General features: G+C 57.1%; 7 protein-coding genes, 2 tRNA genes and 1 rRNA gene. All 10 read right to left on the minus strand.

Annotated features, from left to right (window positions below; translation table 11 throughout):
• Position 1: 1 nt before the first annotated feature.
• Positions 2-1,231 carry an inorganic phosphate transporter gene (locus ROTMU0001_RS02745; protein ID WP_005508011.1) on the minus strand — a complete coding sequence of 410 codons (1,230 nt, stop codon included), beginning with the start codon at positions 1,229-1,231 and terminating at the stop codon, positions 2-4.
• Positions 1,232-1,821: 590 nt separating this feature from the next.
• Positions 1,822-1,938 (minus strand): 5S ribosomal RNA (gene rrf, locus ROTMU0001_RS02750).
• A 3-nt stretch (positions 1,939-1,941) separates the two neighbouring features.
• Positions 1,942-2,014: transfer RNA gene (locus ROTMU0001_RS02755), tRNA-Ala, on the minus strand.
• Between the two features lie 144 nt (positions 2,015-2,158).
• Positions 2,159-2,232: transfer RNA gene (locus ROTMU0001_RS02760), tRNA-Ile, on the minus strand.
• A gap of 185 nt (positions 2,233-2,417) precedes the next feature.
• Entirely contained in the window at positions 2,418-3,014 is a 597-nt protein-coding gene (locus ROTMU0001_RS02765) for a DUF3566 domain-containing protein (RefSeq protein ID WP_005508012.1), read from the minus strand.
• Complete coding sequence (gyrA, locus tag ROTMU0001_RS02770) at positions 3,014-5,644, minus strand: DNA gyrase subunit A (RefSeq protein WP_005504106.1); 2,631 nt, start codon at positions 5,642-5,644, stop codon at positions 3,014-3,016. Before gyrA ends, ROTMU0001_RS02765 begins: the two co-directional genes overlap by 1 nt.
• A gap of 79 nt (positions 5,645-5,723) precedes the next feature.
• Positions 5,724-7,760, minus strand: coding sequence for a DNA topoisomerase (ATP-hydrolyzing) subunit B (gene gyrB / locus ROTMU0001_RS02775; RefSeq protein WP_005508013.1), 2,037 nt, complete (start codon positions 7,758-7,760; stop codon positions 5,724-5,726).
• Positions 7,761-8,176: 416 nt separating this feature from the next.
• On the minus strand, positions 8,177-8,872 hold the full coding sequence (locus ROTMU0001_RS02780; protein WP_005508014.1) for a DciA family protein: 696 nt from the start codon (positions 8,870-8,872) through the stop codon (positions 8,177-8,179).
• Positions 8,865-10,094: a DNA replication/repair protein RecF gene (gene recF, locus ROTMU0001_RS02785; protein WP_005508015.1), complete on the minus strand. Its 1,230-nt coding sequence runs from the start codon at positions 10,092-10,094 to the stop codon at positions 8,865-8,867. The genes ROTMU0001_RS02780 and recF overlap by 8 nt, the downstream gene beginning before the upstream one ends.
• A 190-nt stretch (positions 10,095-10,284) precedes the next feature.
• A complete protein-coding gene (dnaN, locus tag ROTMU0001_RS02790) occupies positions 10,285-11,409 on the minus strand; it encodes a DNA polymerase III subunit beta (RefSeq protein WP_005508016.1) in 1,125 nt (374 codons plus the stop codon).
• Positions 11,410-12,023 lie beyond the last annotated feature (614 nt).

Genomic DNA, 12,023 nt, shown 5'->3' on the forward strand with positions numbered 1-12,023 from the left:
ACTACGAACCTGCCTTCTCAGTAGCAAGGGTCTGGGCTTCTGCGGATGCCTCAGCGCTGGTGACTGCAGCGCCTTCCTTTTCATCCCAGTCGCCAGTCACGTTCGAAGCGTCAATGTTGTCCTTCTGGGAATGACGCCACATCAGGAAGCAGAAGACTACCAACAAAGCGAACACGGTCATTTCGCCGACAAACTGGGTGCCGGTCAGAGCGTTCAGGCCGTGACCAATCAGCCAGGTCAGAGCACCCACAATCGCGGCAGCCGGCAGAGTAATCAGCCAAGCAACCACCATGCGGCCAGCAACAGACCAGCGCACCTCAGCACCCTTACGGCCCAGACCACTACCCAGAATCGAGCCGGACGCCACGTGAGTGGTCGACAGAGCCATACCGAAGTGGGAAGAGGTCAGAATAATCGCAGCGGATGCACCATCAGCGGCAACGCCCTGCGGGGTGTCAACCTCAACGATGCCCTTACCGAGGGTGCGGATAATACGCCAACCACCCAGGTAAGTACCCAGCGCAATAGCAAGCGCGCAGGAAGCCTTCACCCAGAAGGGAATCGCGTCATCGTTGCTCAGGGTACCCGAAGCAACCAGAGCCAGGAAGATTACGCCCATGGTCTTCTGCGCGTCGTTAGTACCGTGCGCCAGAGACATCAGGGATGCGGTCGCGACCTGTCCCTTGCGGAAGCCGCCGTGCTTGCGATCATCAGCCACCGGAGCAGCGATACGGTAGACCAGCCAGGTGCCGGTTGCCGCCACAATAGCCGCAATGACGGGGGAGAGGACCGCGGGAACAATAATCTTGGACAGAACGCCCATCCACTGCACGCCGTCAAAGCCGATCGCGACAATAGCCGAACCGATCAGGCCACCAAACAGAGCGTGCGACGAGGAGGAGGGCAAACCCAGAAGCCAGGTCAAAACGTTCCAGAGGATACCGCCAACCAGGCCGGTAAAGACGATGAGCATCAATGCCGGGCCGTCCGTTGTTACATCGATACGGTCCAGGTTCACGATGCCGCTACCAACCGAGCGTGCCACCTCAACAGAGAGGAACGCGCCAACGAGGTTCAGGGACGCAGACAGCGCCACGGCGGTCTTAGGCTTCAGCGCACCGGTGGCGATGGAGGTTGCCATCGCGTTGCCGGTGTCGTGGAAGCCATTCGTAAAGTCGAAGGCGAGCGCGGTCAGCACCACGATCACGAGAATAATGAGTTCTGTAGTCACAAGAAAATTATCTGTCGGTTTTCGCGAAATCTAAAGTATTCCGAATTAACACGAAATAACAGATAAACCCACAGTATTGAGCGGGTTTCCGTGAGGGTTTTACTATAGAGCCCATATTTCAGGGGAAACTCTCCCGATATTCCGCGGAAAAAAGGGTGCACCTATTGGAATGCTTAAGTTGGTTTATGTGGCTTATGCGAGAGTGCGGGGGAGAGGGGTGATTATATCCATCAAGAGGCTAAAGTGTGTTCACCAAGTGTTCACTTTCAGGAACCTCCCAGCTTTCTTTTTGTGACACACCTTTATTATTCAGACCTCATTTAGGTCGCCGAACTACCCACACGGGACACCCCTGTGGGTTTTACGGCGCGGGGCTTTCTACGGAGCACATTCTCCACAGTAGGGATTTCCTACAGCCGTGCGCATTCGAATATCACGAAGAATTGAATCTATACCCGCGGCGCACGCAGCACATTAGCTTCGCGAGGTATTCGCGCCTATTCCCCCGCATCACATCAGCAGATACAACAACTTTGGCGAATACAACAAAAGACCCCGTATCTTTCGATACGGGGTCTTTTTCAAAAATAAACCGGCGATGACCTACTCTCCCACACCCACAAAAGTGCAGTACCATCGGCGCGAAGAGTCTTAGCTTCTGGGTTCGGAATGGAACCAGGCGTTTCCCTCTTGCTATAATCACCGGAAAGTGGAGGCGAGGGGACTCGAACCCCTAACCCTCTGCTTGCAAAGCAGATGCGCTACCAATTGCGCCACGCCCCCGTCTCAGCGGAAACCACTGTTTAGTTATTTTTCCAAGCCTTCACGACTTCATTGCTCTGATACTTTTTCAAGACCATCACAGTGACACACGAAAGAACAGCAAGAATCAATAATTTCTTCATTATTGCCTTTCATAATGCGGAGTGGGCGTACCAAGAATCGAACTTGGGACCTCTTCGTTATCAGCGAAGCGCTCTAACCGTCTGAGCTATACGCCCTCCTTCTGCGGAATTTCTTCCGTAGAACGAGATATAACTATACAGGTGTTTGCAGGTAACACCAAATCGAAAAAGCATGTTCTGCATCACACTTTAATATTGGGGGTTCCCAAGCATACAGAGCGGGCGGCACCACCTCCATCCAGAGGGGCACCGCCCGCACACAAAGCTCAAAAAGCTACAAACTAGGACTCATCACTCAGAGTCAAGGTCACGCCACCAACCAGCTTCGCAGCCAGGTTGTACAGAATCGCGCCAATCATACCCAGTAGAGTAAAGACCACAGTGTTGACCACAGCAAAAATAGTAGTCACCAAAGCAACCTGACCCAGCGAAATCATCTGCGAAATATCCACAGTGGTCGAACCGGTACCCAGCGAGCTAATCAGCTGGTTCACACCGGTAAACGCACCAGAAGCCTGCAGGAACAGCCAGAGAATCACCGAAGCCACCACAGTCACAATGCCCAAAGCAATAGACAGCAGGAAGATCAGCTTAGCAACCGACCACGTATCAACCTTCTGAACCACCAGGCGCGCACGACGAATCTTCGAACGCGGTGCAGGACGCACCAGCTGACGGCGCGAACCAGTAGGACGCTTAGCGTTCACAGGGCGCTTACCGGCAGGACGCTTAGCGGTACCGCCAGGACGAGCCTGGCCCGAACGCGCCTGAGCCGGGCGACGCGCGCCAGCCTTAGCCGCACCCGAAGACTTAGATGCGCCAGCCGACGCCGAACGCTGTGCCGACGCAGGAGAGGAGCTCGCGGGAGTGCTGCTCATTAGTTACCTCCAGTAGCGGTGAGATCGGCAGCCGCCGCTTCACCCTCGTTGTCCGTACCGGGCGCCTCAGAAGACTCCGAAGCCTCGGTGTTCTCAGTGGTTTCATCGTCGCTATCATCCAGCTGACGATCCTGGTTGCGTGCAACACCAATAATAGAATCGCCCTTACCGGGCTTTGCAAAGATAACACCCATAGTATCGCGTCCCTTCGCAGGAACCTCATTCACGTTCGAACGAACGACCTTGCCACTGGCCATAACCACCAGCACCTCGTCCTCTTCGTCCACGATGAGGCCACCCACCAGGGCGCCACGATCCTCAACTAGCTTAGCAACCTTAATGCCGAAGCCGTTACGGCCCTGCACGCGGTACTCATCCACGCTCGTACGCTTCGCGTAACCACCCTCAGTGACCACGAAGACGAAGGAGCCCTCAGTAACCACATTCGCAGAAATCAGCTCATCGCCCTCACGGAACTTCATACCGGTCACACCGGAGGTCGAACGACCCATCGGGCGCAACGACGCATCATCAGCGTGGAAGCGCAGCGACATACCGTTACGCGACACCAGCAGAATATCGTCCTTATCCGAAACGGTGAACGCCGAAACAACCTCATCGCCCTCACGCAGGTTAATCGCAATCAGGCCGGCAGTACGGTTCGTATCGTAATCGCTCAGGCGGCTCTTCTTCACCATGCCGCCGCGAGTAGCAAGCACCAGGTACTCAGCATCCTCATAGCTCTTCAGCTCCATGACCTGAGCAATATGCTCACCGCCCTGGAACTCCAGCAGGTTCGCAATGTGCTGACCCTTCGCGTCACGACCGGCCTCCTGCAGCTCGTAACCCTTCGCACGGTACACGCGACCCAGGTTCGTGAAGAACAGAATCCAGCTGTGCGTAGTGGTCACAAAGAAGTGTTCCACCACGTCATCACCGCGTAGCGAGGCACCCTTAATGCCCTTACCGCCGCGGTGCTGGCTACGGTACTGATCACTTCGGGTGCGCTTAATGTAGCCGCCGCGAGTAATCGTGACCACGACCTCTTCCTCGGGGATGAGGTCTTCCATGGACATGTCGCCGTTGTAGCCGTACATAATCTGGGTGCGACGCTCATCGCCGTAGCGGTTCACAATCTCACCCAGCTCCTCAGAGATAATCTCGCGCTGGCGAGTCTCCGAAGCAATAATCGCGTTGTACTCAGCGATCATGCGCATCAGCTCATCGTGGCGATCCTGAATCTTCTGACGCTCCAAAGCAGCCAGACGACGTAGCTGCATGTTCAGAATTGCCTGAGCCTGAGCCTCATCAATCTGCAGGAACTCCATCAGGCCGCTACGCGCCTCATCAGCGGTGGGGGAGCGGCGAATCAGGGCAATAACCTCATCCAGAGCATCCAGAGCCTTCAGCAGGCCACGCAGGATGTGCGCCTCTTCCTCCGCCTGACGCAGACGGTAACGGGTACGACGAACAATAACGTCCATCTGGTGATCCACCCAGTGACGCACAAACGCATCCAGGGACAGGGTACGCGGCACGCCATCCACAATGGCGAGCATATTCGCGGAGAAGTTCTCCTGCAGCTGGGTGTGCTTGTACAGGTTGTTCAGCACAACCTTCGGGGAAGCATCACGCTTGAGCACAATCACCAGACGCTGACCGGTACGACCCGAAGTCTCATCGCGCAGATCCGCGATGCCGGTGACCTTACCGTCCTTGATGAGCTCAGCAATCTTAATCGCCAGGTTATCCGGGTTCGCCTGGTACGGCAGCTCGGTGACCACAAGGCAGGTACGACCGTGGATTTCCTCCACGTTGACCACCGCGCGCATGGTGATGGAGCCGCGGCCAGTACGGTACGCATCCTCAATACCCTTGGTACCCAGAATCTGTGCACCGGTCGGGAAGTCCGGGCCCTTAATGCGCGCCATCAGCGCGTTCAGCAGCTCCTCATTGGTGGCGTGCGGGTTCTTCAGGAACCACTCCACACCCTCGGCAACCTCACGCAGGTTATGCGGCGGGATATTGGTCGCCATACCCACAGCAATACCCGAAGAACCGTTGACCAGCAGGTTCGGGATGCGCGCGGGCAGAACGGTCGGTTCCAGGGACTTGCCGTCGTAGTTGGGCTGGAAATCAACGGTGTCTTCGTTGATGTCACGCACCATCTCAAGGGCAATGGGAGCCATCTTGGTCTCGGTGTATCGAGGCGCTGCAGCACCGTCGTTACCGGGGGAGCCGAAGTTACCCTGACCCAGAGCCAGCGGGTAACGCATAATCCAGCTCTGAATCAGGCGCACCAGAGTGTCGTAGATAGCGCTATCGCCGTGGGGGTGGAACTGACCCATCACGTCGCCGACCACGCGGGCGCACTTATTGAAGGATCGGTCCGGGCGGTAGCCGCCGTCGTACATCGCGTAGATCACGCGGCGGTGCACGGGCTTGAGGCCGTCACGCACATCCGGCAGGGCGCGGCCAATAATAACCGCCATTGCGTAGTCCAGGTAGGAACGCTGCATTTCGGTCTGCAGGTCCACCTGTTCAATGTGACCGTGGTGGTCTACGCTTTCAGCGCCACCGTTGCTGACTACGTCAACCTCAGCGGATTTATTCTGCTGTTCTTCGCTCATTACTTTCTCATTCCTCAATGACTCGCTCGGCTATATAGCTCATTTGACATATTCCATACGGGGCATATGCCGTTTCGTGCTAGATATCGAGGAATCGAATGTCCTTTGCGTTCTGCTGGATAAACTCACGACGAGCCTCAACGTCCTCACCCATCAGAACAGAGAAGATCTGGTCAGCAGCAGCTGCATCCTCCATCTTCACCTGAAGCAGGGTACGACGAGCCGGATCCATGGTGGTGTCCCACAGCTCGGTGTAGTCCATCTCGCCCAGACCCTTGTAACGCTGAATACCGTTATCCTTGGGCAGGCGCAGGTTCTTCGCAGCACCACGAGCCAGAGCCTCATCACGCTCAGCGTCCGAGTACACGTAGTCGTGCGGGGCGTTCGACCACTTGATGCGGTACAGCGGCGGCTGAGCCAGATACACGTAGCCAGCCTCAATCAGCGGACGCATGAAGCGGAAGAGCAGAGTCAGCAACAGAGTCGTAATGTGCTGGCCGTCAACGTCCGCATCCGCCATCAGAACGATCTTGTGGTAGCGTGCCTTCTCAATATCGAAGTCATCACCGATGCCGGTACCAAAAGCGGTAATCATCGCCTGAATCTCGGCATTGGACAGGGCTCGATCCAGACGGGCGCGCTCAACGTTCAGAATCTTACCGCGTAGCGGCAGAATAGCCTGAGTGTTCGGATTGCGACCCTGAACAGCCGAACCACCCGCAGAGTCACCCTCCACCAGGTAAATCTCAGAGATCGACGGATCCTTCGAGGAGCAGTCCTTGAGCTTACCGGGCATGGAGCTGGTCTCCAGCAGACCCTTACGGCGGGTCGTCTCGCGTGCCTTACGGGCTGCAATACGCGCCTGAGCGGCAGTGATTGCGCGGCGCACAATATCCTTCGCCACCGCGGGGTTACGACCGAACCAGTCGCCGAGGTGATCGTTCACCTCACGCTGAGTGAAGGACTTAGCCTCCGAGTTGCCCAGCTTGGTCTTGGTCTGACCTTCGAACTGCGGCTCGGAAATCTTAATCGAAATCACCGCGGTCAGGCCCTCACGCACGTCTTCACCGGTGAGGTTATCGTCCTTATCGCGCAGTAGCTTGTTCTCACGCGCGTAACGGTTCACCAGCGAGGTCAGTGCGGCGCGGAAGCCCTCTTCGTGAGTACCGCCCTCGTGGGTGTTAATCGTGTTCGCGTACGAGTAGACGGACTCCTTGTAGGCGCCGGTCCACTGCATCGCCACTTCCAGGCTCATATTGCGCTCAGTGTCTTCGGCTTCGAAGGAGACAATCTCCTCGTTCACGATGGTCTTCGCGCCTGCGTTGAGGAAGTGTACGTAGTCGAACAGACCGTTGTCGTAACGGTAGGTGACGGTCATGAAACCATCAGCGTTCGCGCGCACGCGGTTGAGGATGTTTTCCTTCTTCTCGCTCTCTTCAGCAACCTCGTCACCGACGAACTTCTCACGCTCATCGGTCAGGGTGATGGTCAGGCCCTTGTTCAGGAACGCCATCTGCTGGAAACGCGCGCGCAGAGTCTCAAAGTCAAACTCGACGGTCTCGAAAATCTCTGGGTCCGGGTAGAAAGTCTGGATGGTACCGGTCTTATCGGACGGTTCACCCTTGCGCAGGGGACCATCCGGCACACCACCGTTGGAGAAGGAAATATGCCATGCGTAGCCCTGGCGGTGCACCTCAGTAATCACACGGGTAGACAGCGCGTTCACCACGGAGATACCCACGCCGTGCAGACCACCGGAAACGGAGTAGCCGCCGCCGCCAAACTTACCGCCAGCGTGCAGCACGGTCATGACGACCTCAACAGTGGACTTGTGCTCGGTGGGGTGCTCATCCACGGGAATACCGCGACCGTCATCCTCTACGCGAACAGCACCATCAGCCTGGATGGTCACGTCAATTTTGGAGGCGTAGCCGGCGAGCGCTTCGTCGACCGAGTTATCTACGACCTCGTAGACCAGGTGGTGCAGACCGCGCTCAGTGGTCGAGCCAATGTACATGCCGGGGCGCTTACGAACCGCTTCCAGACCTTCCAGCACGGTAATATCGGATGCACCGTATTCATGCTGCTGTTCAGATGCATTCTGTTCAGATGCCACGAGGCAGAACTCCTTGAGTAGATGATGCAACCGGCGAAGGAAAGCTACGGGCAGCCAAGAGCGGAGCCTAGAACGCCTCACAGAGGGCACAAGAAAGTGCCTGCACAACCCGCGGTGCCGGTGGTACCCATAGGTGGGCACACTTTACGCATTGTCTCTTTTATTTTACCGAGCAAGAGAGCATAAAACCATCTACAAGCGTCACATATTGAGCTTTTTTGGGCACTACCACCCGCTCAAAAGCCCGCAAAGGCGGTTTAGAGTGCCTCAACCCCCTTTTGAGGTAGGGGATACGGTTCACCACTTCGTGGGGGTTGCCGGCGATTCTAAAGCTTTCATAGCGTGTAGAAAAAGGCTTATTTTGACCTAACACCATTCAATCAGAAGGTGAACGAGAGTCAGAGACACCCAGAAGGCTACCCGTAGGTGTCGCGCACACCGCGCATACCGGTGGCACGCCGATAGCCTCGCTGATTCCAGCGTCCGTTATTCGGGCCCAGCACGCGAACCTGGGCCACGACACCATCACCCAGTTCACGGCGGAAAAGTTCGATGAGGTGCCCGTGCATCAGGCGCAGCTGAGTCGTCCAGGCGGTAGAGTCGCACTGGACTTCAACAATGGAGTTTTCGAAGCTGATGGGGCGGGTGTGTGCCGCGATTTCAGGGCCCACGAGCTCAGCCCAGCGGGCCAGCACACTAGAGACCGCCACGGGCTCTTTCCAGCCACGAGAACGAATCAGGGCACTGACGATGCCACCGAGGGGTTTGGGGTCGCGAGAGCTCTCTCCGGGGCCGCTATAGCCACCCATGACGCGGGGGTCCCACCCCTGCGCTCGCCGTGATTTCTTCTTCGAGGCGGTTCCAGACATGACCGCACCGAAGTCACGCATGATTTTATTCGCCGAGAATGCATTCAGGGGCGCCTCGCCGCGTTCTTGAGCCGCCATTCGCATGCGGGTCAGCAGGGCGGAGGGGGCATCCACCTCGTCACGGTAGAACTCAACCACGCCGTCAACCTCGTGCGGGTTTTGAGGCTCCGCAAACTGCGGTTCCGCGAATTCACCGAATGTTTCACGTGAAACATGGTTTTGAGGGCGGACGGGGTTACTCATCGCCGTCACCCTCCGCGAGCGCAGATGCAGTCAACCCCTCGCTATCCACAGAGGTGGCGGCAGGCTGCACATACTCGGCATGACCCACAGTCACCGACACCAGGCGGTAGTCGCCCAGCTCCTCCGGAATATCGCTGAGTACCGCGCAGGTAATCAACACCTGCTCCGCGTCGGCAACCATCACACCCAGGCGGTGGCGGCGCGCAGAATCAAGCTCCGCAAACACATCATCAAGAATCAGAATCGGCGAAGAGCCCGCCGAGGAATCATCCTCAACATGCACAAACCAGGACGCCAACTTCAGAGCCAGCGCAAAAGACCAGCTCTCGCCGTGCGAGGCAAAATGCTTCACCGGCATGCCACCGAGCAGCAGGGTAATATCCTCACGGTGCGGACCCACCAGGGTCACGCCACGCTCAATCTCATCGCGACGACGCTCCGCAAAACCGCGCATCAAAGCCTCCTTGAGGTCCTCAATGCGCATCAGCGCCGCATGCTCGATCGAGCGCTCGCCCATGCTCGAAAAAACAGTCGACTCATAGTTGAAACCGACCTCTTTAGATCCGTCTGTCAGCCCTGCGTAGGCGCGGCGAAGCTGCGGCAAAAAACGCTGCAACAGACGAAAACGCGCAGAAAGCAGCTGAGCACCCAGGGTCGACAGCTGCTCGTCCCAGACCGACAGGGTACTCAAAGCGTTCTCGTCCCGCGCCTTACGCTGCATGGATTTCAGCAACGAATTACGTTGCCGCAAAATCCGCTCATACTCGCTACGGTACCCGGAGACCACCGGACGCAAAGAGCTCGCCAAATCATCCACAAAACGACGACGACCGGCGGGATCACCCTTCACCAGTTGCAGATCCTCCGGGGAAAACAGCACCGTGCGGGCAATACCCAGCGCTTCCTTGGCACGCACCGGCGCGGCACGATTAATGCGCACCCGGTTACTCTGCCCCGGAGCAATCTCAAACTCGGTCACCGTCTGCTGCGAACCGCGCACCGTACGGGTACGGATATAGGCGCGCGAAGCACCCGCCCGCACCAGCGGCCCGTCATGGCTCACACGGTGCGAAGACAGCGACGCCGCATAGTCGATCGCCTCAACAATATTGGTTTTACCCACACCGTTAGAGCCCAGAAACACCGTAACTCCCGCCGAAAGAGGCAGGCTCAGCAGAGCGTACGTGCGGTAATCCAACAACGAAATATGGTCGATATACACCGGAGCAGCTCCTTTCATGGGGTTTCGCATACGGGGTCGCAGGGGTTCACAGCGCCAGCTGGCGGGCACAGTGCGCGGGCCAAAATACTGTGGTTTTTCCGCACGGATGAGCGCAGAAAAAACAGCGCAACCCCGCACATACCCACGATGCATAGGGCACCGAAAGACGTGCGGGGTAGCGACGCTGAAACTAGTTCGACGGCAGGCGAACCGGCATCAGCAGGTAACGGTAGTTGCGGTCATCTTCAGCCAGCGGCTCGTCCTGACCGGAAATCACGGCGGGCTTCGGCGCATCGGTGAAGGAGAAACGAACGAACTCAGTACCGAAAACCTTCAAACCATCCGAGAGGTAGGCGGGGTTGTACGCAACGGTGATGTCATCACCGGACAGGTGCGCCTGCAGAGTCTCGGAAGCCTGAGCCTCATCACCGCGGCCGGCATCAATAGCAACCGAGCCCTGAGTGAACTTCAGACGCAGGGGAGTGTTGCGCTCCGCCACGAGGGAGATACGGCGAGCAGCCTCAGCCAGGTCGGAGGTGCGAACCACCGCGTGAATCGGGGTCTGTTCGGGGAACAGCGCACGGATGTTGGGGTAGTCGCCGTCCATCAGAACGCTGGTGGTGCGGCGGGTACCCGCTGCGAAGCCGATCAGCTCACCCGCTGCGGGCAGGGCGATAGACAGATCACCGGAACCGGAGAGGGTGCTACCGACCTCGGAGACGGTCTTAGCCTTCAGCAGCACAGCCGCCTGGACGTCGGGGTTGACCGGGTTCCACTTGATTTCGCGCATTGCCAGGCGGTAACGGTCGGTGGCGAGCAGGGTCATAGTGTCGCCGTTGATTTCAACGCGGATACCGGTCAGCAGCGGCAGGGTCTCATCCTTGGACACCGCAATCTGAACCTGCTTGACGGCTTCAGCGAATTCGGCACCGTCCACGGTACCGGAAATTTCGGGAAGCTCGGGAAGCTCGGGGTAGTCCACGACCGGCATGCCAGCGAGCTGGAAGTTAGCGGAACGGCAGTGAATACGAATCACGGACTCATCTGCGGTGAACTCGACGGGTGCGTTCGGTAGGGAGCGGCAAATTTCTGCCAGGATCTTGCCGGGAACCAGGCACACGCCTTCTGCTTCAACATCGGCTGCAATGACCTGATGGGCGCTGGTCTCGTGATCGAAGCTTGCGATGCTGACCTCACCTGCGGAGGCGGTAATCAGCAGACCGTTGAGTACGGGGGAGGTGGGACGCAGCGGAAGTGAGCGTGCCGTCCAGCCGACTGCTTCGGCAAGGACATCGCGTTCAACGGTGAATTTCATCGAGAAGGCGCCTTTCACGGAATTGGAGAGTCATTTTTGGGCGCACGTAAAGCTTTGGACGATAGAGCCGGAAATATCGCGTGCTCTGGTGCGCAGTACATCTTCCCGCGCGCGCGTCTATCCATCCTACCGGATTTTGTAATTACACAGAGACACGGAGGTCGCTCCTGCAGCGAAAAATCGGGTGAAATGAGGCATGTAGTACCGCTGTATTTTTGTAATTACAAAGATAGGCGGAAGGTGTAGCAAACCCAGTCGAAAACAGGTTCGAATTAGGTGATGGTTCGGTGTTGGTTTCTTCTTCAAACCCAACCTAAGAGATAGCATGCAGCTATTGATCCAAATCCGCGAAAATCTACGTTTTCAGTGAGGGTGCACAGAAAAACCTGAACCAGCCCGGTTGGTCGAGCAGAACTACTTGTTATGGGGAGGATTTTTTCTTTAAGTACAGTAGTATTGTTAACGCTTGTGGAAACGGTGGAAAACCCCTTCCTTGCCTGCAATGACGCGGAAGTATCCTGTGGACATTAAGTGGAAGAAACCACTCAACGCTGAGGATGCATTGTGTATGGATATTTATACATTTCCTCGATTCCACACCTTTTGAATATTCA

It is taken from the genome of Rothia mucilaginosa ATCC 25296 (genome assembly GCF_000175615.1).
In the GTDB taxonomy this organism is placed as follows: Bacteria; Actinomycetota; Actinomycetes; order Actinomycetales; family Micrococcaceae; genus Rothia; species Rothia mucilaginosa.

Bases quoted from the DNA above. Each gene is read 5' to 3' on its own strand.
- ROTMU0001_RS02765 (WP_005508012.1), bottom strand. From the start codon at position 3,014: ATGAGCAGCACTCCCGCGAGCTCCTCTCCTGCGTCGGCACAGCGTTCG.
- gyrA (WP_005504106.1), bottom strand. From the start codon at position 5,644: ATGAGCGAAGAACAGCAGAATAAATCCGCTGAGGTTGACGTAGTCAGC.
- ROTMU0001_RS02780 (WP_005508014.1), bottom strand. From the start codon at position 8,872: ATGAGTAACCCCGTCCGCCCTCAAAACCATGTTTCACGTGAAACATTC.
- dnaN (WP_005508016.1), bottom strand. From the start codon at position 11,409: ATGAAATTCACCGTTGAACGCGATGTCCTTGCCGAAGCAGTCGGCTGG.